Raw genomic sequence first — 23,078 nt, forward strand, 5'->3', positions numbered from 1 at the left:
CAAAGGGGCGTTACACCTTGCGCCAGGAGCCCTGGTGGAGGCTTCGGGCTCGATAGGATTCGCCGGACTGTGGTCGCTGCTATGAGCGTCGTTCGCGATCTGATCCTCCAGGCCGATGATCAGCTCCGCTACCCCACCGGCGGCGAGCTGCGCACGATGGTGGAGTTCCTCAGTGGCGGGGCCCGCCGGCTGAGTGTCGTCAGGGTGCTGACCGACAACGAGAAAAAGATCATCGCCGAAGCGTCCAAACAGCTCTTCCTGCGCAAGCCGGACTACGTGGCCCCCGGAGGCAATGCCTTCGGCCAGAAGCAGCGTGCCCAGTGCCTGCGTGATTACAGCTGGTACCTGCGGCTGGTCACCTACGGAATCCTGGCCGGCAGCACCGAGCTGATCCAGCAGATCGGCGTGGTGGGCGCCCGCGAGATGTACAACAGCCTGGGCGTGCCCCTCCCCGGCATGGTGGAAGCGATGCGCACCCTCAAGGAGGCGGCGCTGGTGCTTCTGGGTGCTGATGAAGCCATCCTGGCCGGCCCCTACTTCGATTACCTGATCCAGGGACTCCAGACCTCCACCTGATCGGTCCGACCGTCTCACTCTGGTCCAGTCACTGGTCTTACGGTGGGTCCGAGATGAGACGATCAACCAGATTTCTCTGGGCTTTCCAGCCTCCCTCCCCGTCACGTTCGTGACGGGTTTTTTTGTGGGGCCTCCCGCGATTGGAACGAGGCCCGCCGGTGGCGCGCGGACGATCGCCTGGGCAGCGACAAGGGTCCGCCATGTGTCTCACACGGGACACGCTTCAGGTCCTGGCCTGAGACCCGAACGGGCCAATTGCGACATCTGCAGCGGCTGTGGCGCTGGCCGGCTCGTGGGTTGGCGGTTCGTGATCAGGTGCTGGAGGGCATCCCTGGCCGGCAAGGCGATGGCCTGGTCGGAGATGGGGCCGCCATGGCGCCTGGGAGGCGGATCCAGCGCAAGACCCTCAGCTGTCCCAGATGGGTCGCAATACTGGTCCAGTAACAACACTCATCTGAGACTTCTGATCGGCATGTTGCAGGGTCTGTGCATGGGGATGGACAAGCTGTTGAAGATGGCTCTCCCCCTGGGGGGTTTCGAGCGGTTTCCGAGGAATCGAGCGCTTCGTGCCGCCGCTTCAACCTGCGTATCTGTGTCAAAGACAGATACGCAAGCACTCGGGAGCCAGTAGCGCCAGAGCTTTTCAGGTGCTGTCCAAACCATGGACATGGCCATCGGCCTGGACAGGCGCCCCTGGACAGTCACTGCGCTTGCGATCCGCAGCTCGTCGACTGTCGGCGGAGGCCACGAGGTGGAGAAGGCCGGTCGTCACAAATGAAATCGACGAAAAATCACGTTCTTCGTAGTGGCGAATGAGACCAGCACCACGACACGTAGCTGGTCTCATATGCGCCGCCTGAGGTCCGAGCGCCTTGGTGGTGAAATCCTCCGTCCCATCCCCCCAGTCTGGGACTCACTACTAGACCAGGCCCTTGTCTCACGCGAGACACTTGGGCAGCTCGCTACGCCCCTGATCGGTGCGCGCTGAGAGGTCAGCGGTCGCTCGCGGCGCCCTGCCGATAGAGCTCCTTGAGCAGCTGATAGGCCTCATTGAGCCGTCGCATCGCCTCCACCGAACCGCCGGCGTCGGGGTGGTGGCTCTGGGCCATGTCCCGGTAGGCCTCACGGATCTGGGCAAGGGTCAGGCGCTGGCCGGGATCGGTGGGCAACTGCAGCAGACGCAGGGCGCCGTGCAGGGTCATGGTGTGCTCCAGCGTCTGGAAGGACGTGCCACGGCGACGGCGTCGAAAACGGTGGACGAAGCGCCGGATCAGGGTCGGGATCCGCAGGCTCAGGGTCGACCCACTGAAGGGATCTTCCAGCACACCGGCGGTGACCATCACCCGTTCAAACGTCGGCGGGCCATCGCTCCAGCCGGGAACGAACTGCTGCATCACCTGGCAGGCGCCCGACCAGGTGAACGTACGGCCATCGCTCTGGTCCGACTGGGGCCAGATGTCCTGGGCCAGCCAGAGCATGGCCGCCTCCAGCACCGCTTCGTTGGCCGGCGACCCATAGAGGGTGCGCCAGTGGTTACCGGCCTCCTCCATCGCCTGCTGCACCACCTCCCCGCCGAGGGGCGGCAGGGGGGTCAGGGGCAGGGGCCCGGCACCCGACCGCGCCGTTGGCCGCAGGCTGCGCTTGAGGACATCGGAGCGGCGACGCACGAAGCCGGGCAGATCGATGCCTCCGCCTGCATGCTGGGGCCGTGGGGCATGCTCTGCCGGCGCTTCCCACTCGAATTCCGCCTGCAGGGTGTCCATCGCCCCCCGTCCCACCAGCACCAGGGCCCCCTGTTCCTCCAGGTCCCGCTCGTCATCGTCGTGACGCTGGGTCGATCGGCCCTCCGGCACCAGGCCAAGTCCCCCTCCGTCACTGCCAACACCAACACGATCGCCGTCAGACTCGCCATCCCCCTCCTCTCCGGAGCCGAACAGATCGTCGAGCAGACGTTCGAGCACATCGCCCCGGCTGCGGATGCCCCACTCGCGCCGCAGGTGATCCAGGTGGGCCACCAGCTCCCGGCTGAGGTCGAGGCTGATCCGCTGTCGGGCGTCGTTCGACTTCTCAGCCACGGCAGCCCTCCATCGGTGCTGGTTTTGCTGGCATCGGAAGGCTGGTCAGGGTCCCCGCTGGTCCCGCAGGAACTGTTGCTGGGCCTCCACGGCCTCGCGGTAGCGATCCACCAGCGATCCGCCGCCGGCGGCGGTGCCGGAGCGGCTGCGCATCGGCGTGATCATGGGGGACGGCGCCAGGACGCCGCGGTTGGATGAGGGCAGCGGCGGTGGCGGCGCGAGCCAACCGGGGGCCGGCGCCGGCCGCAGCATCTGGGACGGCGGCACCAGGGGACCGGTGCCGCCCCCCATCGGCGTCGGGGTGATGGTGGCGGCGGGGGGCAGGACGGTGAGCGCCGGAGGGGCGACGGGCGGCGGGGCCGGCCGGACGGTGGCACCGGCCCGGGCCAGTTCCAGCTGCCGTTCCCGTTCCTGGACCATGGCCAGCTGGCTGGCGCTGACCACGCTCAGCAGATGGCCCGGGGTGGCATCGGCCGGGTAGACGAGGCTGACGCGCACGGGGTTCACGACCCCTGGGGTGAGATCGATCTGACCCAGGGACAGGCTCTGCCCCGAGCGCAGCCCCACATGCACCTCCCGCAGGCCGGCGGGGGTCTGGATCTGGATGGAGCCCCGGAAGGCCGTGAAGGGCTGGCCGCCGATCAGGGTGGGGTGGCTCATCACCAGCTCGTAGGGGCCGTTGCCCTTGAGGTTCAGGTCGATATCGAACCGCACTCCGTAGGTGCCGACGTTGTCGAGGGAGGAATCGACCATGCGGCTGGCCAGGGCGTTGACCTGCACGTCGCGGGTGCCGAAGTGGTGGCGGTCGGTGCTGGTGAAGGGCACGTGCAGCGGGCCCTTGACGTCGAGGTCGTGGCTGATCGAGGCCTGGTAGGCATCGCCGAGGGCGACGCCGCCCACACGGGAGAAGATGCGCCGGTTGTGGATGTCATTGATCCGGCTGAGGTAAACCCGGCCGGGGGCCAGCCGGCCCTCATCCAGCACCGCCAGCACTTCATAGTCGGTGTCACGCTCCTTGGCGGCCACCACGGCGATCTGGAAGGGGCCGTCGCTGCGGCCGCGCAGCAGGGCGTTGGCGATGCCCAGGGCCGGCAGCTGGGTCTGGAACAGCACGATGCGGCTGCGGGCCGGGATTGTGATCTCGTCGCTCAGTCGGCTGTCCAGGCGGCCACGCAGCATCTGCACAGCGGTGGCATCACCGGGTCCGGTGTTCCAGGGACGGGGCCCCAGCGGCTTGACCCCCATCAGGTTGTTGGCGAGGTACGGGGCCTCGAAGCTGTTGCGCACCGCCCCCTTCTCGAAGCGGATGTGGACCGGACGCACGCCCGGATTGATCAGGATCGCCGCCAGGGTCAGCTCCGCCCGTCGCGTGCCAGGGGCGATGGAGCGGCGGTTGGGCGGGAAATACTTGTGGTGCAGGTGCATGCCGAATTCCCCGTTGAAGGTGAACTCCGCATTGCGCAGGGGCTGGCCCGTCTCCGTGGCATAGGCGTAGCCCGGTGCCGTGTTGATCAGGATCCCCGGCCCCTCCACCTCCTCCGGCTGGTTGGAGTGCAGCACCGGCACGCTGTTGAAGGTGCCGTTCAGCGGCCGGGCCTTCTGGCCCGCCATGAGGGCCACGTAGGCGTGGGCGGGCTGCGCCAACACCAGGCCCAGACCCAGCGTCAGCCAGACACCGATGGGACCAATGGGGGGAACTGATCTCAAATTGCGTCAGGCTGGTGGTGTGGGTGGCCAGAGGACGGTAAGGCGGGATGCGACCGTCCCAACCGTTGGGGGGTGCGAGGACCTGGGCAGCCCCGGATGGAACGACGGGCTCGCTAGAACGGACCCACTCTGCAGATTTTGTCATGATTCCTCCCTTCGGGTACTGCTCCGGGTCGGAGTCCGGAGCCAGCGCCCTGCGGCGGTATCAGGAACGCAAGCTGCGGCTGCTGAGCTTCTGGCGCGATGGCATCGAGCGGCAGCTGGCCGCGATGAACGCCGCCATCAGCACCCTGGAGCAGCAGATGCACCGCGATCAGGCCGATCCCCAGGGCTGAGCCCGCGGGTATCCAGCTCCAGTCGCAGCTGCTCCAGGCCTTTGTGCAGCAGGCGTTTCACCGTCATCGGGCTCACTTCCATCTGGCGCCCGAGGCGCCGGTAGCTCCACCCCGCCAGAACCACCTGGCGCACCACCACTTGCTGGCGGGGCTCCAGCAGGGCCAGCAGCATGGCCACCGACGGACCCGGCTCCTCCTGCCGGTACGACTCACTGGCGGTGCTGGCGGCCACGGCCTCGACCAGTGCCGGATCGTCGAGGTTGGCGGGCCTGGCCAGCAGCCGCTGCACCTCCAGCCGGCGCCATTCCGTCGGGGTGACGCCCAGGGTCCGGCTCAGCTGGGTGATCGCCCGGCCGGGATCCTCCAGGAGGGCGGGGTGACGGCTGAGGCGGTTGAACCGCTCCTGGAGCTCCGCCTGTCGGCGCGGCAGCCGCACGATCGGGGCGGCATCCCGCAGGTAATGGAGGATCGCTCCGCGGATGTGGGGTCGGGCGAAGGCCTCGAACGGGGTCCGGCGATCCTCGCTGTAGAGCTCCGCGGCCCGGATCAAGCCCATCAGGCCCACCTGGAGCAGATCCTCGAAGGATTCACGGCTGCAGCGGGCGTAGTGCAGCGCCAGGGGGCGGACCACGGCCCGGTACTGCTCCATGCGCTGGTTGCGGCGTGCGGCGCTGGAGGGAAGGGTCTGGCGGCTGCTGGTGGAGGGGGCCATGGTCGTGGGGCCTGGGCGTCGGCGATGTCGTGGAAGCGGGGCGTGCCGCGGCGCCGTTGACGGCTGGCGGTGCGCTCTTTTTCCAGAGAGGGTCAGGTGGCCCGAATCACACAACCGTGGAACCACGGAAGTTTCCCGATCCAGGACCCGGCCGCCGGGAAGCGAAGGCTCAGGACCGGGGGGCGGCCACGTCCTTCAGCAGGGCCCAGGGACCGTGGCGCTCCAGCCAGCCCCTGTCGGAGCCCTCGGTGATCAGCAGGAAGCCGGCGAAGCCCAGGGCGTTGACGCTGAATCCGGCCCCGTGCTCTCGCACCCGCCGCACGGTCAGGAACCAGTCGTCGTCGAACAGCAGGTTGTAGGGGTGCAGGGGCTCGCCGTCGCGGCCCGGTTCCCCCAGCTCCAGGGCACGGGCATGGGCGTGGTACAGACCCTCAAGATCGGACCCACCCAGCGGATCGCTGCGCCGGCTGAGGCGGTAGGCCCAGCTCCAGGCGGGCTCCCCCGTCTCCAGCTGCTCCAGGAACAGCGGCGCCAGGGGACAGCTGGGCTCGCCGGGCCGGCGTGGCAGCAGCTGCAGATGGCGATGGGGCTGGCTGGCGCCGGAGCGGGCGCCGCTGTTGAAGAACCACAGACCGCCGGTGTCCCGGCCCACCTGCGCCACCGCCTGCCAGTCGCAGGTCTCGATCCAGCCGCCCTGGGGACGCCAGTCACGGGTGATCACCAGCAGGTGGGCCTCCTGCACCGGGTACTTGTTCAGCAGCAGCACATGGGCCGGCTCAAGCAGGTCCACCTGCAGGGGCCTGTCCCAGGGGAGGAAGGGATTGGGCCGGGGCCCTCCCTGGCGCAGGTGCCGGGGCGTGGAGGACAGCAGCTCGCGGAGGACGAAAGGCTCCATGCCGGGAACGGGCAGGATGCGGGTGTCAAGGGGCACCAGGGCTCCCTGGCGGCGGGCCAGCTCCGAGACCTCACGGGCCCGTTGCCAATGGCGCTCAGCTCGCACCGGCCTGCAGTCGGGCCAGGGAGGCGCCCCGGTAGTAGCGCCCGAGGATCTCGTTGTACCGCAGGCCCTGCTCGGCCAGATCCTGGGCGCCGTGCTGGCTCATGCTGGCCCCCAGGTGGCCGTGGGCCTCCTGGGTGATGCGGTTGGTGGCCGCATAGAGGCTTTCGACGATGCCCCCCTGGTAGCTGAGGATCACCCCGGAGGTGCTGGCGGTGGCCTGGCGGGTGCGGGCGGTGACGCTGCCCAGGCCGCGGTAGGCCTGCCAGCGGGTGGTGTCGCCCAGGTGCCAGTGGGCGCTGGCCGGACGGGCCATGTGGGCCATGGCATAGGACCGGGCCGCCACGGCCTGGGCCTTGAGGGCCTCCATGTTCCAGCTGCTGGGCATTTCGGCACCCACCACCGAACTGATGTAGCGCTCCAGGGAGATGTGGTTCACGACCTGGAGGCCCTGGGATCCGCGCAGCACCCTCAGGCGGCCTTCATAGGGCCGCCCGTCCACCTGAAGGACGTTCTCGGGGCCCGTCTCCATCCAGACCTCGGCCCGTCCGGCCATGGCCGCCGCCAGATCGGGGGCGTCAGCGGGGCCGCCATCCTGAACGGGGCGTCCGTCCCGGTCGACCAGTCGCCAGTAGCCGCTGGCGCCCAGTCGGGGGGAGGGGGAGGCGCCCAGGAGGGCCACCCGGATCTCGAGGGGAACCTCCGCGCCGGCCTCCGGTTCCACCAGGGCCGGGTCGGGATGGCTGAGGCTCGTGCGCTGGGCCTGCAGGGAGGCCGCCGCCAGCAGATCCTTGTCGGGGGCTTCGCTGGCGTCCGCGGCCTGCTGGGAGATCTCCCGGGGCTGGGCGATCAGGGCTTCGAGCAGGTCGGGATCCGAGCGGGAGGCCCCCGCCGGGATCAGCTCCTGGGCGGCGAAACCGGCCCCCACGGCCACGACGGCCAGGGGGGCGGTGAGCAGGATCGGGTGGCGGCGGCAACCGTGGAGCAGGCGCCGGCCCGTGGCCCGGAGGGCGGCGATGGCGGCCTTGACGTGCCGGCTCACGGCAAGGATTCACAAAGGATTGAGAGGATCATGCCGGAGAATCCGGCTCCGTCGCCGCCTGGCGCAGGACGGTCGCCCCATTGCCCCGCGGCGGCACACCGGGACAGCCGTCTCGGCTCAGGGCGCCGCTTCGGCCCGCAGGTCGCGCTGCATCAGCTCCTGCACCGCCTGCCGGGCCTCCAGCTCGCCCGCCAGCAGGCGCACCACCTGGCCGCAGATCGGCAGTTGCCAGCCCTCCCTCTCGGCCAGGGCCAGGGTGGCGCGGGCGGTGCGGGGCCCCTCCACGGTGGCGCCGATCCGGCCGAGGGCGGTGGCTTCGTCACAACCCTCGGCCAGCAGGCTGCCGAAGCGGTAGTTGCGGCTGAGGCTGCTGTTCGCCGTGGCCAGCAGGTCCCCCAGGCCGGCCAGGCCGTAGAGGGTGGTCGACTGGCCGCCGAGGGCCTGGAGCACGACGGCGATCTCCGCCAGGCCCCGGCACAGCAGCGAGGCCTTGGCATTCGCCCCCAGGCCCAGGCCGTCACTGATGCCGGCCGCCAGGGCGATGACGTTCTTGAGGGCCCCGGCCGCCTCGGTGCCGATGGGGTCGGCATTCGTGTACAGCCGCAGGTGTGGGGTCCGCAGCTGCTCCTGCAGCCGGCGGGCCAGCGCGGGGTCGTCGCTGCTGAGCACACTGGCCGCCGGCAGTCCCCGCTCGAGTTCCTCCGCCAGATTCGGACCGCTCAGCACCGCCAGCGGCACCGCCGGCAGGTGGCGCCGCCAGAGCTGACTGGCGGTGCAGAGACTGTCGAGGTCGATGCCCTTGCTGCAGCTGAGCAGCGGCAGGCCCTCCGGCCAGCGCCCCCGCAGGCCCAGGCCCAGGGCGGCGACTCCCACCATCGACACGGCCACCACCACCAGGTCGCAGTCCTGCAGCACGGCCGCCGGGTCTCCCCCATCCCGCCGCGACCAGCTGCGCAGATGGTGACCCTGGCGCTCCCAGAGCCGCAGCAACGTGCCGCCCCAGGCACCCCGACCCAGCACGGTGATGCGCAGACTCATGGACCGACGCGCGGGGCGGTTCCCCGGAAGGAACCGCCATCATGCGCCATCCCCGTGTCCGCCATGTCGACCGCCATCAACCCCTACTGGCAGCACTGGGACGGTCAGGCCCTGATCGTGGGCCCGGGGGGCATCGGCCGGGCGCTGGCGGCCGAGCTGGCCCGGCGGGCGCCTGGGCTGCGGATCCGCACCGCCGGCCGCCGTGGGGCAGAGATCCCGCTCGATCTCGCCGATGACGCGAGCCTGGCCGCCCTGGCTGCCCGTGCCGCCGGTGAGCTCGTGCCCCTCCGGATCGTCATCAACACCGCCGGGCTGCTGCACGACGGCCCCCTGCAGCCGGAGAAGCGCCTCTCCCAGGTGACCCGCCAGGCTCTCGAGCGCAGCTTTGCCGTCAACGCCTTCGGCCCCCTGCTGCTGGCCCAGGCGATCGAAGCCGCCCTGCCCAGGGACCGCCCGGTGCATTTCGCCAGCCTTTCGGCCCGGGTGGGCAGCATCGGCGACAACCGCCTCGGCGGCTGGTACGCCTACCGGGCCGCCAAGGCGGCCCAGAACCAGCTGCTGCGCACCCTGGCGATCGAGTGGCAGCGCCGGCTCCCCCAGGCCTGCGTCACCCTGCTCCATCCCGGCACCACCGCCACCCCGCTCTCGGCCCCCTTCGGCCGCTCCGTGCCGCCCACGGCCCTGTTCAGCCCGGAGCGGGCGGCCGGCCACCTGCTCGATGTGCTGGAGGGCCAGACGGCCGCCGGCAGCGGCGCCTTCCTCGCCTGGGACGGCCGGCCGGTGCCCTGGTGAGTCCCGGGATGCAGGGCGCCGCTCAGGCCGCGTGGCTGCGCAGGACCTCCAGGGGGATCACCTCGAGGGTGGAGAAGGCGGAGCTCTCTAGCCGCACCGGCGGGGCCATGCCGTCCTCGTAGGCCTCCAGCCAGCGGGCGGCGCAGACGCACCAATGGTCCCCGGCGCGGAGGCCGGGGAAGTTGTAGGCGGGCATCGGTGTCGACAGGTCGTTGCCCTGGGCGCGGCTGTAGGTCAGAAACGACTCGTTCACCACGCAGCAGACCGTGTGGCGGCCGAAATCACCGGGATCGGCATGGCAGTAGCCATCCCTGAACCAACCGGTGAGCGGCGCACACCCACACTCCTGCAGTGGTTCTCCCAGCACATTGCGGCTTTCGGCAGGGGGCTGCAGGGGGGAGGCGACCAAGGCCGGAGCGGTGCAGGAACGGGGAGAGTCTGACGGAGGACTGGCACAAATTGCCCCCAGGAGGTTGACGAATTCCGGGGGAGAGGGGTTAAAGGTCTTTCAGCACGACCCCCTTCATGAGCTGGGATTTCACCGAGGATGCGGCCTTCCTGGCCCTCTGCGACGCCTACAAGGAAAGCGGTGAGCCCTCCGCCATGGAGTTTCTGGCCCATGGCGAGGGTGCCTTCCACTTCCAGGAGCTCACCCAGAACGCCGCCGGTGAGGGGATCGACCTGAGCGACTCCGACGCCCTCGATGCCTTCCAGCAGGACGTGATCGACAGCCTGGAGGAGCTCTGCAGCTGAGCCCCTCCGGCGCTGGGCCCGTCGGGCGGGCTCAGCCGTAGAAGAAGGCGATCTCCTTGTCCTTGAGGCCCTCCCAGCCGGCTTCCCGCAGGCGCTGGTCGAGGGTGAGCCGATCGAGATGCTTGGCTCCGGTGCGGACGATGCGGTTGCGCATCGACTTCTTCACCCCGCTGCGGGCCCGGCGGCTCTCCAGTTCCATCACTTCGCCGTAGAGGGCGAGCATGGCGGCCGGGATCGGGCTGCCGTCCAGATCCACGCCCGCGGCAATGGCGTCATCAACGCCGCCGGGTCCTGCGATGGCCATGGCCAGGGATGCGAAGGGAGAGCAAAGCCTGCCATGGCCGGGGGGCCGGCCTCAGGCGCTGAAGTACCTGGCCTGGCTGTGCAGGGCCACCAGGGCGGTGGTGCTCTGCTCCGGCTCCAGCTGGTCGCTCTCGTCCATCGTCAGGCCGATGCGGTCGGTCCCCAGCCAGGCGAGCTGCTGGCGGGAGTCGGCCACATTGGGGCAGGCGGGGTAGCCGAAGGAGTAGCGGCTGCCCCGGTAGCGCTGGGCCAGCACGTCCCGGAGGGCCGTGGGCTCGTCGGCGGCGAATCCCATCTCCCGGCGGACGCGGGCATGGGTCCATTCGGCCAGGGCCTCGGCCATCTGGACCGCAAGGCCATGGAAATAGAGATAGTCGCTGTAGCGGTCGGCCCGGAAGAGCTCCTGGGCGAAGCTGGTGGCCACCTCGCCCATGGTGACCGCCTGCATGGGCAGCACGTCGTTCGGCCTCAGGGCACCGTCCGGGCCCGTCTCCAAGTCGCGGTAGAAGTCGGCGATGCAGTAGCGGTTGCCGCCGCGCTGGCGCGGCAGGGCAAAGCGCCCCAGCTCGCCGCCACCGCTGGCGGGCCCTGCCCCATCGGCCATCGCTGCGGGATCGAACACCACCAGGGCATTCCCAGCCCGGCCACAGGGGAAGTAGCCGTAGGCCACCCGGGGGGTGAGCAGACCCTCCTGGCGGCAGCGCCCCAGCCACTCCTGCAGCACCGGCTCCGCCTTCTCGGCGAGCATGGCCTCGTAGGCCTCCCGGCTCTGCTGCTGGGTCTTGCGCAGCTGCCACTGGCCGGCGAAGAGGGCGTTGCGATCCAGGTAAGCGAAGACTTCGTCGAGATCGATCTCCGTCTCGGTGAGCACCCGGGTGCCCCAGAAGGGGGGCGCGATGGCCGGCTCGGCGGGCACCGCCGCGGAGCGCTCCTCGCTGCCGGTCGGCACAGGCTCGACCGGTGCCGGAGTCTCCCCAGGCTCGGCGGCCACCTCGCACGAATCGGCGGCCGCCGCGGACGTGGGCTCACCCAGCCCCAGGCCCTCGGGAGCGCCATCGAGGAAACCCTGGAGGTCGTCCCAGCGGCCGGCCGCCTTGGCGTCCATCAGGGCGTCCATGAAGCGCAGGTCGGCGAAGGCGTCCCGGCCGTAGATCACCTGGCCCCGGTAGGCCGCTCGGCAGTCGCCGTTGACGAAACGCGGTGTCAGCGCCGCCCCGCCAAGAATGACCGGAACGGAGATGCCGACGTCGTTGAAGGTTTCGAGGTTGTCCTTCATGAAGGCGGTGGATTTCACCAGCAGGCCGCTCATGGCGATGCAGTCGGCCCCATGCTGGCGCTGGGCCTCGACAATCGCGTCGACGCTCTGCTTGATGCCCAGATTCACCACCTCATAGCCATTGTTGGTGAGGATGATGTCCACCAGGTTTTTGCCGATGTCGTGAACGTCGCCCTTGACGGTGGCGATCAGGAACTTGCCCTTGCTGCTGGATTCACCTTCCTTGCGCTCCATGTGCGGCTCGAGAAAGGCAACGGCCGCCTTCATCGTTTCGGCGCTCTGCAGCACGAAGGGCAGCTGCATCTGCCCGGAGCCGAACAGTTCACCCACCACCTTCATGCCATCCAGCAGGAAGGTGTTGATGATCTTCAGCGGTGGATGCTCCGCCAGGGCCTCCTGCAGGGCGGCCTCCAGGCCGATGCGCTCGCCGTCGATGATGTGTTGCTTGAGCCGCTCCTCCAGGGGCAGATCGGCCAGCGACGGCCCGGAAGCCCTGGCCTCCTTGGCGCTGACACCCTCGAACTCGGTGGTCAGCAGGGTGAGGGGATCGTGGACACAGATGCCGTCCTCGAAGCGCCGCCGGTCGTGGATCAGGTCGCGGCAGATCAGCTGATGCTCCTCGCTGATCTTCGCCAGGGGCAGGATCTTCGCCGGGCTGACGATCGCCGCATCCATGCCGGCGGCGCAGCAGTCGTGCAGGAACACCGAATTCAGCACGATGCGGGCGGCCGGCGACAGCCCGAAGCTGACGTTGCTGACCCCCAGCACCACATGCACGCCGGGAAGATCCTGGCGGATGCGGCGGATGGCCTCGAGCGTGGCCGCCGCATTGGCCCGGTCCTCCTCGATGCCGGTGGAGATGGGCAGGGCGAGCGGGTCGTAGAAGATCTCGTGGGCCGGCAGGCCGAACTCGAGCGCATCCCGGTAGGCCCGCTGGGCGATGGCGAACTTGCGCTCGGCGGTGCGGGCCATGCCCTCCTCGTCGATCGTTCCCACCACCACGCCGGCGCCGTAGTCACGGGCCAGTTCGAGCACCTTGAAGAAGCGCTCGTCGCCGTCCTCGTAGTTGGTGGAATTGAGGATGCATTTGCCTCCGGCCACCTTGAGGCCGGCCTCCATCTTCTGCCACTCGGTGGAATCGAGCATCAGCGGCAGGTTCACGTTGGTGACCAGACGGCTCACCAGATCGTGCATGTCCTTCACCCCATCGCGCCCCACGTAGTCGACGTTCACATCGAGCACATGGGCGTTCTCCTTCACCTGGCCGCGGGCCACCGCCACCAGGCCATCCCAGTCCTCGGCGTTGAGCAGCTCGCGCACCTTCTTCGAGCCGCTGGCATTGAGCCGCTCGCCGATGATCAGGAAGGAGTTGTCCTGGAAGTAGGGGGTGACGCCATAGATCGAGGCCACCGCCGGCTCGTAGTGGAGCGGCGGCCTTTCCAGGCGCTGCCGGGGCTGCCGCACCTCGCGGGGGGCGGGCTTCAGGCCGGCGGCGAGATCCGCCAGGGCGCCGATATGGGCGGGGGTGGTGCCGCAACAGCCACCGATCACCTGGACCCCGAGATCCTCGACGAAGTGCATCAGCTGCATCCGCATCTCGGTGGGGGTGAGCCGGTAGTGGGCCACGCCGCCGATGTTCTCCGGCAGCCCCGCGTTGGGGATGCAGCTCACCACGAAGGGACTGTGCTGGCTCAGATAGCGGATGTGCTCCTTCATCTGCTCCGGACCGGTGGCGCAGTTGAGGCCGAGCACGTCGATCGGGAAGGGCTCCAGGATCGCCACCACGGCCGCGATGTCGGAGCCGACCAGCATGGTGCCGGTGGTTTCCATGGTCACCGAGACCATCAGCGGTCGCCGCTCTCCGGCGGCGGCGAAGGCCTCCTCGATCCCCTGCAGGGCCGCCTTGATCTGCAGCACGTCCTGGCAGGTCTCGACGATGAACAGGTCGACGTCACCGGCGATCAGGCCGGCGGCCTGCTCCCGGAACGAGGCCTTCATCGTGTCGAAGTCGATGTGGCCGAGGGTGGGCAGTTTGGTGGTGGGCCCCATCGAGCCGGCCACGAACCGGGGCTTGTCGGGGGTGCTGTAGGCGGCGGCCATCTCCCGGGCCAGTTCGGCGGCCCGGCGGTTGATGGCGAAGGCCTGGTCCTCCAGTCCGTACTCGGCCAGCACGATCGAGGCGGCCCCGAAGGTGTCCGTCTCGATGACGTCGCAACCCACCTCCAGAAACTGGCGGTGCACCGCCTGCACCGCATCCGGCCGGGTGAACACCAGGTTCTCGTTGCAGCCCTCGAGGGCCGGGCCACCGAAATCCTCCGCCGTCAGGTTCATCTCCTGCAGGGAGGTGCCCGTGGCGCCGTCGAAGACGAGCACCGGCCGGGTCGGACCGTGCAGCCAGTCGAGGAAGCCGATGCGGTCGGTGGGGTGGTGGATGGCGGCGGTGACGACCATCAGGCGTCGATGCGGATGCGGGTGACCCAGTGGTCATAGGAGGGATCGCGGCCCTCCGTGATCGCCGTGAGGCGGTCGCGCAGACGCTCCATGACGGGGCGGTGGCTGGAGAGGTCGGTGGATTCGATCCGCCGCACCGGGGTGACGCGGGCGGCGGTGCCGCTGAGGAACACCTCGTCGGCGATCATCAGTTCGGTCTTGTCGACGGCCCGCTCGAGCACGGGGATGTCCATCGAGCGGGCCAGCTCCATGATGCTGGCCCGGGTGATGCCTTCGAGGATGTCCTGATCGACGCCGGGGGTGATCAGCACGCCGTCCCGGACGATGAACAGGTTCATGCCGCTGGCCTCGCTCACCTTGCCGCGGCTGTTGAGCAGCAGGGCCTCATCGAAGCCGCTCTTGACGGCTTCCGTCTTGGCCAGGGAACTGGTGATGTAGGCGCCGCTGATCTTGCCCCGCAGGGGCAGGGAGCGGTCCTCCTGGCGACACCAGCTGCTGATCCGGCAGCTGACACCCTCGGGGGAGAGATAGTCGCCCATCTCGATCCCGTAGATGAGGAAGTCGGTCTGGATGTTGTGCAGCCGCGGGGCGATGCCGAGATCGCTGGTGTAGACGAACGGCCGCAGGTAGATCGGGCAGGTGGGCCGGTTGGCCTGCAGAAAGGCATGGATGGCGTTATGGATCGTCTCCTCCGGCAGTTCCGTCAGCAGCAGCCGGGCGCTCTGGCTGAGGCGACGGGCATGGCGATCGGCACGGAACAGCAGGATCTCGTTGTTGTCGGCGGGGTTGGGGAGGGCCCGCATGCCGCCGAAGGCGCCCGTGCCGTAATGCAGCGCATGGGTGGCCACCGAGAGGGTGGCCTCGGCAAAGGGGACGCATTGTCCGCCGAACCAGGCATAGGGCAGGAACTGGTGCATGGAAGGCGGTGGCGACGATGCGATCTTCTCATCGCGTTCGGCAGGATGGGGTGATGCATCGACTCGCGTCCATCGCCGGGGACAGGACGGAGGACGACGGCGGCCTCTTCGTGGAGCAGCCACCGGCCCCGGTGGTGCTGCTCAGCAGCGCCGACACGGATCTGCTGGCGGTGGCCCAGCTGCTCGAGGCCGAGCCGGAACTGCTGCCCGGGGAGCTCCGGGCCCTCAACCTCTCGGCCCTGCAGCACCCGGCGGTGATTGACCACTACATGGCCACCAGCCTCGCCAGCACCCGGCTGGTGGTGGTGCGGCTGCTGGGGGGACGCGGTCACTGGAGCTACGGCCTGGAGTGCCTGCGGCAGTGGGTCGCCGCCGCGGAGGGCCGCCTGCTGCTGGTGCTGGCCGGCACCGCCGAGGAGGAACAGGCCCTGGCCTGCCTCGGCAACCTCGATGGGCCCCTGGCGTCGGCCTGCGCGGCCTGCCTGCGGGAGGGGGGCCCGGCCAACCTGCGCCTGCTGCTGCGGACCCTGGCCAGCCTCCTGGCCGGGGAGCGTCCCGAACCGCCGTGGCCCGTTCCGGCCGCCGATCCCCTCCCCCATGACTGGCGGGACGAGCCCGGCTCCCGGGTCGGGGTGATCCTCTACCGGGCCCTCTGGCAGGCGGGGGATCTGGCCCTGATGGAGGCACTGCTGGCGGCCCTGCGCGGCCAGGGTCTGGCGCCGCGGGCCCTGTGGGTCAGCAGCCTGCGGGATGGGGCCGTGCAGCGGGGGGTGGCCGATCTGCTGGCCCGGGAAGGGGCGGAGGCCGTGCTCTGCGGTACGGGCTTCGCCTCGGTGTCGTTCGAGGAGGCGGGGCTGGGGGCGCCCCTGTGGGAACGGCTGGGGGTGCCGGTGCTGCAGGTGCTCTGCAGCGGCCGCAGCCGCGAAGCCTGGCGCGCCAGCAGCATCGGCCTGGCGCCCCTGGATCTCAGCCTCCAGGTGGCCCTGCCGGAACTGGACGGGCGCCTCACCACCCGGGTGGGGGCCTTCAAGGAATGGTGTGCCACCAGCGACAGCCTGGCCACGGCCCTGCACCGCTATGTGCCCGACCGGGAGCGCCTCGACTGGGTCGCCCGCCTCACCGGCGCCTGGATCGAGCTGCGCCGCACCCCGGCTGCCGGTCGCCGGGTGGCCCTGGTGCTGGCCAACTACCCCAACCGCAACAGTCGCCTGGCCAACGGCGTCGGCCTCGACACCCCGGCCAGTGCTGCCCTGATGCTCGGCTGGCTGGCGGAGGCGGGCTACGACCTGGGGGCAGCCGCTGCGCTGCCGGCCGATGGCGACGCCCTCATCCACCGGCTGCTGGAGGGCCGCAGCAACGACCCGGAAAGCGGCCATCGCCCGCCCCTGGACCACCTGCCCCTGTCGACCTACCGGGCCTGGTACGCCACCCTGCCGCAGGAGGGCCGCCAGCGGCTGGAGGCGGTCTGGGGGCCACCGGAGGCCGACGCGGGACTGGAGCCGGCGCTGCTGCCGGACGGGGGCCCAGGACCGGCATTCCCGGTGCGGGGACTGCGCTTCGGCCGGGTGGTCGTGCTGATCCAGCCGGAACGCGGCTACGACCGGGATCCCAACCTCAGTTACCACAGTCCCGATCTGCCCCCCACCCACGCCTACCTGGCCCAGTACCTCTGGCTGCGCCGCAGCTTCGGCGCCCAGGTGGTGGTGCATGTGGGCAAGCACGGCAATCTCGAATGGCTGCCGGGCAAGGGGCTGGGGCTCTCGCAGGACTGCTTCCCCGAATGGGCCCTGGGGCCACTACCGCACCTCTATCCGTTCATTGTCAACGACCCGGGCGAGGGCAGCCAGGCCAAGCGCCGCGCCCAGGCCGTGATCCTCGACCACCTGACCCCTCCCCTGGGACGGGCCGGGCTGCATGGGGATCTGCAGGGCCTGGAGGCCCTGCTGGATGAGTACTGGGAGGCGCGCCAACTGGGCAGCGCCCGGGCGCCTCTGCTGCGGGAACGCCTGGGCCAGCGGCTGGAGGAGCTGCAGCTGCCCGCCACGGTCCAGCCGGATCTGGACGGGCAGCTGGAAGCCGCTGACGGCTACCTGTGCGAGCTCAAGGAGGCCCAGATCCGCCTTGGGCTGCACACTTTCGGCACCCTGCCGGCGCCGGCCAAGCTGGCCGAGCTGCTGCTGTGCCTGGCCCGCCCTCCCCAGGCGGGGGTGCCCGGGCTCACCCAGGCCCTCGCCCTCGATCTGGGCCTCGACCTCGACCCCTGGTCCGATCCGGAGGAGGCCCCCCTCTCCGCCGCCGACCGCGGCCGGCTCACTGCCCTCAGGCAGGGCGGTCCCCTGCTGCGACACGTCGGGGACGGGGTGGCCCTGCTGGAGACCCGCGCCCTGGCTCTGGTGGAGGAGGCGCTGGGCGGAGCCCCCGGGAGTTCAGCGGTGACGCCGGAGACGCCCGTGGTGCCGGGGGCGGCCACCGAACGGGCGCTGGGGCATCTGCGCCGCGCCCTGCTGCCGCCGCTGCTGGCCTGCGGCGAGGCCGAGCGCCAGGCCCTGCTCACCGGCCTGGCCGGCGGCCGCATCGCCGCCGGGCCCTCGGGGGCGCCCACCCGCGGTCGGCCGGATCTGCTGCCGACGGGGCGCAACTTCTACAGCGTCGACCTGCGCGGCCTGCCGACGGAGGCCGCCTGGGACCTGGGAAGGCGCAGCGCCGAGCTGCTGCTGCAGCTCCATCTCCAGGAGGAGGGCGACGACCTGCGCACCCTGGCCCTTTCGGTGTGGGGGACCGCCACCATGCGCAACGGCGGCGAGGACATCGGCCAGGCCCTGGCCCTGATGGGTGTGCGACCCGTCTGGGACGGCCACACCCGCCGGCTGGTGGATGTGGAGGTGATTCCCCTGCGCCTGCTCGGCCGGCCGCGGGTGGACGTGACCCTGCGCATCTCCGGGCTGTTCCGCGATGCCTTCCCCCAGCTGGTGGGCTGGTTCAACCGGGCCACCCGCCTGGTGGCCGGCCTCGAGGAGGACCCCCAGGACAATCCCCTGGCGGCCTCGGCCCGGCTTGAGGGCCACGGGGGGCGCATCTACGGCTCAGCGCCCGGTGCCTACGGGGCCGGCCTCCAGGGCCTGATCGACAGTGGCCACTGGGAGGAGCGCGGCGACCTGGGCGACGCCTTCCTTAACTGGAGCGCCTGGCGCTACGACGGCGATTCCGGCGATGCCGCCAGTGGCGGCGCCATCGAGGCCACGGCGGATCGGGCCGGGCTGGAACGGCGCCTGGCCCAGGTGCAGGTGGTGCTGCACAACCAGGACAACCGGGAGCACGACCTGCTCGATTCCGATGACTACTACCAGTTCCAGGGGGGTCTGAGCGCCGCCGCTGAAAAGCTCCAGGGACGGGCCCCGGCCCTCTGGTTCGGCGACCACTCCCGCAGCCAGCGGCCCCGGCTGCACCGGCTCGAGCGCGAGTTCGACAAGGTGCTGCGCTCCCGGCTGCTCAATCCCCGCTGGATCGCCGCCATGCAGGAGCACGGCTACAAAGGCGGCTTCGAGATGGCCGCCAGCCTCGATTACCTGTTCGCCTACGACGCCAGCACCGGGCGCGTCCCCGACTGGGGCTACGGCGCCATCAGCGCCGCCTGGCTGGAGGACGGGGCCGTGCGGGAGTTTCTGGGCCGCGCCAACCCCTGGGCCCTGCGGGACATGGCCGAACGCCTCTTGGAGGCGCACCACCGCGGCCTCTGGGACGGGGCCGATCCGGAGCGGCTGGAGTGGCTGCGGCAGCTGGTGCTGGAGAGCGAGAGCCTGGTGGAGCAGCGCTGAACCAGGCTCCCGGCGCCAGCGGGATCAGAGTTCCAGATCCCTCACCATGGAGCGGAAGGGATCAGTGGTGCCGGGCTTGGCCGCCTGCTGGGAGCTGGCCGGCTGGGCCTGGGCCTCGGCCTCCTTCTGCTGCTTGGCGGCCGCCGGACCTCCGGGCAGGTTGGTGGGGGTCACGGCCGCGCCCTTGATGCGTTGCCCCAGTTCGGCGGCGCTCATCTGCTGAGCGAAGGTTTTCTTGACGGGCTTGGGGATGCCGCCGGTGAGGTTGACCGCGCCCTTCTCGGTGGGCTGGATGCCGGCCAGACCGGGGGTCATCTTCTCGACCCGGGCCTCCATCGAGGCGACTTCCGCCACCATCTCCTTCTCTCCCGGGCTGTCGGCGTTTCCGGGGAAGGTGTGGCGGATCGTGTTGGACCGCTTCATGAACTTGACATCGCCCAGGCTGGTGGAGGCCTCGGGATCAAGGAAGAAGGTCTCGGCCTTGGGTTTGGCCTTGGCGGCAGCCTCAGGCTTGGTCACCGAGGCGGCACGGGAACCGAACAGACGATCGAGCAGGCCCATCGACGCAAGGAGAAACGTGTCAGCAAACCCTAGCGGCCGCGGAGCACCAGCCCATGGGTATCCGTACCACAACTCATCAGAAGGCCCCGGCGCTCCAGATCGGCGGCCATCGCCTCGCACACCAGCGGCGTGGGCTGCCAGCGGGTCTGCATGGCGTAGTCGTACCAGACCTCGGCGCCGTCGAAGCCCAGATCCGCCGCCGCCGCGATCAGGCGCTGGTGGGGCAGCCGGTAGCGGGCGGGGTGGGCCAGCAGCGCCAGGCCCCCGGCCGCGCGGATCGCCGCCACCACCGCCTCGGCCCGCAGGGCCGGCCCCACCACTGAGGTGCCCTGCAGGTAGGGGTGGAGGGAGGGGTGCTTCGCGGCGAAGCCCAGGCCAAGCACGTGGACCAGGCAGCCCTCCAGCAGACAGCTGATCTCCACCCCGCGCCAGAGGGTCGGGGTGGCCGCCCCCCGCCGGCGGTGGTCGTCCAGGGCGGCGCTGATGGCGCCATGGGCGGCGAGGCCGTGGTGGTCGGTGACGGCCAGGTGCTCCAGGCCGATGGCCACGGCCTCGGCCGCCAGATCATGGGGGTGGAGGCTGCCGTCGCTGCAGATCGTGTGACAGTGGAAGTTGAACCGCTCCGGGCAGCTGTCGGCGCGCACCTGGCGCAGCACCGGGGTGAGGGGATGGGCGAGAGCCTCAGGCCGCAGCACCGCCGCTCTCCTGCTGGGCCAGCCGTTCGGCGCGCAGCCGCCGCCAGCGGGCATAGAACTGGATCGAGCCGGCCATGAACACCACCAGGGCCACCAGGAACCAGGTGGCGGCACCGGTGGGGAACTGGTTCTTGAAGACCACCAGCATCACCACCAGCACCAGCATCAGGGTGGGCAGTTCGTTGAGGGCCCGCAGCTGGCGGCCGCTCCAATTGCACTCGCCGCGCTGCAGCTGGCCCATCAGCCGGTAGCAGAGGTGGTGGTAGACGAGCAGGCCCGCCACGACGGCCAGCTTGGCGTGCATCCAGGCCTGCTTCAGCCAGAGGGGCTCCACCAGCAGCAGGCCCACCGCCATCGCCACGGCCACCACCATGCCGGGGGTGGTGATGATGTTGGCCAGGCGCCGCTCCATCAGGCCGTACTGCTCCTCGAAGGCCTGGCGCAGAGGCGGCTCCAGCTCGGCGGCCTCCCGGTGGTAGATGAACAGGCGCACCAGATAGAACAGGCCGGCGAACCAGACCACGACCCCGACGATGTGGAGGGTCTTGAACCAGAGGTAGGCCTCTGGGGGCAGGGTCACAGCCAGGGTCAGGGGCAGGGACAGCGGCAACGTCATGTCAGGGCCCGGGGGAGGGCAATGGGCGACGGACCGCCAAGTTAGTCGCCGTGCTGCGGTTCATCGCCATCGGGTGGGCTGGGCTCAGCCTTCCCCCACCAGGCGGCAGCAGCGGCGGGCCACGGCGGCGCTGTAGGCCCGGTCCACCGGCCCCTGCCGCGGGCTGATGCCGCCATCGCGGCAATCCACCACGATCCGCTCCCGCCGGCTCTCCTGGTCGCTGACCCGGAGCCTCAGCTGCCAGTGGTGCTTGGCGCTGCGGCTGATCTCGTCGCCGCAGACCGGACCGACGCAGAGCCCCGGGGCCGCCGCCACCGGCGCCGGGACGAACGCCAGCAGCAGGGCCAGTAACAGGCCAGCCCAACCCCCCACCCCCCAGGCCCGCACGGCTGGCCTCATCCCGCCAGCTCCAGGGGTTCCCCGTGGCGGGCCTCGGCAGCGTCGCCCGTGTCCATGGGGGGGTGGAAGTGGTCCCACACCTGGCGGGCCAGGGCCGGCCCCATGCCGGGGACGGCGGCGATCTGCTCGGGGCTGGCCAGCTGGATGGCGTCGATGGAGCGGAAGTGGGCCAGCAGGTCCTTGACCCGCTTCGGACCCAGACCGGCGATGTCGCTGAGACGGGAGCGCTTCATCCGCTCACCCCGCTGCTGGCGGTGGAAGCTCACGGCGAAGCGGTGGGCCTCATCCCGCAGCCGCCGCAGCAGCACCACCCCCAGCTGGTCGGCCTCGGTGTCGAGGGGCTCGCGGGCGCCGGGCAGGAACACCTCCTCCCGCTGCTTGGCGAGGGAACACACCGTCAGTTCCTCATGCAGATCCAGCTCCCGCAAGGCCTCCATCACCGCCGAAAGCTGCCCCTTGCCGCCATCGATCATCACCACGTCCGGCCAGTCGCTGAGGCCATCGGTGTGCAGGGCCGAAGCGCCGGCGCGGCGCAGGGCGGCCAGATCGGCCCCCTCCGCCTTCGCCTGGGACCAGCGGCGGAAACGGCGCCGCATGATCTCCGCCATGGCCATGAAGTCGTCGGAATGGCCGGCGCGGATGCTGCTGCTCTGGATCCGGTATTTGCGGTAGTGCTGCTTGGCCGGCAGGCCGTCGATGAACACCACCTGGGAGGCCACCGCATCGCTGCCCTGGATGTGGCTGATGTCGTAGCCCTCGATCCGCCGGGGGGGCACCGGCAGCTCAAGTAGCTGGGCCAGGTCCTCGGTGGCCAGCAACTGCTGCTCCGCCCCCCGCTGGGCCCTGGCCAGCTCGAATCCGGCATTGCGCTCCACCAACTCGATCAGATCGGCTTTCTGGCGCCGCTGGGGCACGGCCAGTCGCACCTTGCGTCCCCGCCGCTCCGCCAGCCAGTCACCGATCAGATCCTGGGCCGGCAGGGGGTGCTGCAGCAGCAGCTCCGGCGGAATCTCCACCGGCTCCACCTGGCTGTAGTGCTCCTCGATCACCCGCTGCAGCACCTCCGCCGGGGTGGCGATGGCCGCATCGGCGGTGTAGCCCAGCCGCCCCACCAGCTTGCCGGCACGCATCTGGAAGATCTGAACGGCCGCCACGCGATCATCCGCCGCCAGGGCGATCACATCCCGGCTGACGGAGCTGTCCCCCAGGCTCATCTTCTGGTCGGCGGTGAGCAGGTCGAGGCCCTGCAGCTGGTCGCGGACCCTGGCGGCGGCCTCGAAATCGAGCCGCTCGGCGTAGCGCTCCATCTGCTGCCGCAGCAGATCCAGGAGCTCGTCGTTGCGGCCCTGGAACACCATCGCCACCTTGCGCAGGATGCGGTGGTAGTCGTCGGAGCCGATCTTCTCCTGGCAGACCCCCGGACAGCGGCCGATGTCGAAGTTGAGGCAGGTGCGGTCGCGGTAGAGGGGCTGGGGACGCTGGCGTAGCGGAAACACCCGCTTGACCACGGCCAGGGTGCGGCGCAGCAGGCCCACATCCACGTAGGGCCCGTAGAAGCGGTCGAGGGGACTGCGCAGCCGGCGGCGGCGGGTGATGAAGATGCGCGGGTAGGCCTCGCTCCAGGTGATGCAGAGGTAGGGGTACTTCTTGTCGTCCTTGAGCAGGACGTTGAAGTGGGGCTGGTGGTTCTTGATCAGGTTCGACTCGAGCGCCAGCGCCTCGGCCTCGCTGTCGGTGACGATGAACTCGATCTCGCAGACCTGCCGCACCATCAGGGCGATGCGGGGGCTGATGTCGTGGGAGTCGCGGAAGTAGCTGCGCACCCGGGCCCGCAGGCTCTTCGACTTGCCGATGTAGAGGATGCGGTCGCTGGCATCCCGCATCAGGTAGCAGCCCGGCTCCGCCGGCAGTTCCCGCAGCCGGGCCGACAGCCGCTCGCGTTGGAGCAGGAGCGGCCCGACGACATCACCGCCCGGAGTGCCGCCAGGAGGCTCAACCGGCTCAGCCATGGCCCGGCC

Annotated in this window: 20 protein-coding genes; 5 read left to right on the forward strand and 15 right to left on the reverse strand. The window is 70.2% G+C overall.

Annotated features, from left to right (window positions below):
* The first annotated feature begins 81 nt into the window (after positions 1-81).
* Positions 82-576, forward strand: coding sequence for an allophycocyanin subunit alpha-B (locus KUG38_RS10430; protein ID WP_216921130.1), 495 nt, complete (start codon positions 82-84; stop codon positions 574-576).
* 992 nt (positions 577-1,568) lie between these two features.
* Here the strand turns inward: KUG38_RS10430 and KUG38_RS10435 are convergent.
* Positions 1,569-2,651 (reverse strand): J domain-containing protein, encoded by a 1,083-nt coding sequence (locus tag KUG38_RS10435; protein ID WP_216921132.1) that lies wholly within the window; start codon positions 2,649-2,651, stop codon positions 1,569-1,571.
* Positions 2,652-2,696: 45 nt separating this feature from the next.
* On the reverse strand, positions 2,697-4,262 hold the full coding sequence (locus KUG38_RS10440; RefSeq protein WP_286195932.1) for a DUF3370 family protein: 1,566 nt from the start codon (positions 4,260-4,262) through the stop codon (positions 2,697-2,699).
* 239 nt (positions 4,263-4,501) lie between these two features.
* Here KUG38_RS10440 and KUG38_RS10445 point away from each other — a divergent pair, with 239 nt between their 5' ends.
* Entirely contained in the window at positions 4,502-4,693 is a 192-nt protein-coding gene (locus KUG38_RS10445; protein ID WP_094584563.1) for a sigma factor SigF, read from the forward strand.
* Here KUG38_RS10445 and KUG38_RS10450 read toward each other — a convergent pair.
* From KUG38_RS10450 to KUG38_RS10465, 4 genes are all read right to left on the reverse strand, one after another.
* Positions 4,641-5,405: a sigma-70 family RNA polymerase sigma factor gene (locus KUG38_RS10450; RefSeq protein ID WP_216921135.1), complete on the reverse strand. Its 765-nt coding sequence runs from the start codon at positions 5,403-5,405 to the stop codon at positions 4,641-4,643. The genes KUG38_RS10445 and KUG38_RS10450 overlap by 53 nt on opposite strands.
* A gap of 169 nt (positions 5,406-5,574) precedes the next feature.
* Positions 5,575-6,405, reverse strand: coding sequence for an ATP adenylyltransferase family protein (locus KUG38_RS10455; RefSeq protein ID WP_216921136.1), 831 nt, complete (start codon positions 6,403-6,405; stop codon positions 5,575-5,577).
* Complete coding sequence (locus tag KUG38_RS16945) at positions 6,395-7,444, reverse strand: SpoIID/LytB domain-containing protein (RefSeq protein ID WP_353617778.1); 1,050 nt, start codon at positions 7,442-7,444, stop codon at positions 6,395-6,397. Before KUG38_RS16945 ends, KUG38_RS10455 begins: the two co-directional genes overlap by 11 nt.
* Positions 7,445-7,561: 117 nt before the next feature.
* Positions 7,562-8,482 carry an NAD(P)H-dependent glycerol-3-phosphate dehydrogenase gene (locus KUG38_RS10465; RefSeq protein ID WP_216921137.1) on the reverse strand — a complete coding sequence of 307 codons (921 nt, stop codon included), beginning with the start codon at positions 8,480-8,482 and terminating at the stop codon, positions 7,562-7,564.
* 63 nt (positions 8,483-8,545) lie between these two features.
* On the opposite strand from KUG38_RS10465, the gene KUG38_RS10470 reads away from it, so the two are divergent.
* On the forward strand, positions 8,546-9,274 hold the full coding sequence (locus tag KUG38_RS10470; RefSeq protein ID WP_216921138.1) for an SDR family NAD(P)-dependent oxidoreductase: 729 nt from the start codon (positions 8,546-8,548) through the stop codon (positions 9,272-9,274).
* A 22-nt stretch (positions 9,275-9,296) separates the two neighbouring features.
* Here KUG38_RS10470 and KUG38_RS10475 read toward each other — a convergent pair whose 3' ends face one another.
* Entirely contained in the window at positions 9,297-9,683 is a 387-nt protein-coding gene (locus KUG38_RS10475; protein ID WP_216921139.1) for a DUF2237 family protein, read from the reverse strand.
* Between the two features lie 116 nt (positions 9,684-9,799).
* Between KUG38_RS10475 and KUG38_RS10480 the strand changes: the two genes are divergently transcribed.
* A complete protein-coding gene (locus tag KUG38_RS10480) occupies positions 9,800-10,027 on the forward strand; it encodes a DUF8667 family protein (RefSeq protein ID WP_015108208.1) in 228 nt (75 codons plus the stop codon).
* 31 nt (positions 10,028-10,058) lie between these two features.
* Here the strand turns inward: KUG38_RS10480 and KUG38_RS10485 are convergent, their stop codons facing one another.
* From KUG38_RS10485 to KUG38_RS10495, 3 genes are read right to left on the reverse strand one after another with little or no spacing between them, the layout of a single operon-like run.
* Positions 10,059-10,331, reverse strand: coding sequence for a small RNA NsiR4-regulated ssr1528 family protein (locus KUG38_RS10485; protein ID WP_094584569.1), 273 nt, complete (start codon positions 10,329-10,331; stop codon positions 10,059-10,061).
* A gap of 51 nt (positions 10,332-10,382) precedes the next feature.
* A complete protein-coding gene (gene metH, locus KUG38_RS10490) occupies positions 10,383-14,057 on the reverse strand; it encodes a methionine synthase (protein WP_216921140.1) in 3,675 nt (1,224 codons plus the stop codon).
* Positions 14,057-14,974, reverse strand: coding sequence for a branched-chain amino acid transaminase (locus KUG38_RS10495; RefSeq protein WP_094584571.1), 918 nt, complete (start codon positions 14,972-14,974; stop codon positions 14,057-14,059). Before KUG38_RS10495 ends, metH begins: the two co-directional genes overlap by 1 nt.
* Positions 14,975-15,027: 53 nt before the next feature.
* On the opposite strand from KUG38_RS10495, the gene cobN reads away from it, so the two are divergent.
* Positions 15,028-18,789, forward strand: a complete 3,762-nt coding sequence (gene cobN, locus KUG38_RS10500; RefSeq protein WP_216921142.1) for a cobaltochelatase subunit CobN — start codon at positions 15,028-15,030, stop codon at positions 18,787-18,789.
* Positions 18,790-18,813: 24 nt separating this feature from the next.
* Here cobN and KUG38_RS10505 read toward each other — a convergent pair whose 3' ends face one another.
* The 5 genes from KUG38_RS10505 to uvrC form a co-directional block, all read right to left on the reverse strand.
* Positions 18,814-19,350 (reverse strand): hypothetical protein, encoded by a 537-nt coding sequence (locus KUG38_RS10505; RefSeq protein ID WP_190609426.1) that lies wholly within the window; start codon positions 19,348-19,350, stop codon positions 18,814-18,816.
* A gap of 29 nt (positions 19,351-19,379) precedes the next feature.
* On the reverse strand, positions 19,380-20,045 hold the full coding sequence (locus KUG38_RS10510; protein WP_216921144.1) for a PHP domain-containing protein: 666 nt from the start codon (positions 20,043-20,045) through the stop codon (positions 19,380-19,382).
* Positions 20,032-20,661 (reverse strand): protoporphyrinogen oxidase HemJ, encoded by a 630-nt coding sequence (gene hemJ / locus KUG38_RS10515; RefSeq protein WP_286195878.1) that lies wholly within the window; start codon positions 20,659-20,661, stop codon positions 20,032-20,034. Before hemJ ends, KUG38_RS10510 begins: the two co-directional genes overlap by 14 nt.
* An 84-nt stretch (positions 20,662-20,745) precedes the next feature.
* Positions 20,746-21,060: a hypothetical protein gene (locus KUG38_RS10520; RefSeq protein WP_216921146.1), complete on the reverse strand. Its 315-nt coding sequence runs from the start codon at positions 21,058-21,060 to the stop codon at positions 20,746-20,748.
* Positions 21,057-23,069 carry an excinuclease ABC subunit UvrC gene (gene uvrC / locus KUG38_RS10525; protein ID WP_216921147.1) on the reverse strand — a complete coding sequence of 671 codons (2,013 nt, stop codon included), beginning with the start codon at positions 23,067-23,069 and terminating at the stop codon, positions 21,057-21,059. Before uvrC ends, KUG38_RS10520 begins: the two co-directional genes overlap by 4 nt.
* Positions 23,070-23,078: the final 9 nt, after the last annotated feature.

This window comes from Synechococcus sp. CCAP 1479/9 (assembly GCF_019038535.1).
Taxonomy (GTDB): domain Bacteria; phylum Cyanobacteriota; class Cyanobacteriia; order PCC-6307; family Cyanobiaceae; genus Cyanobium.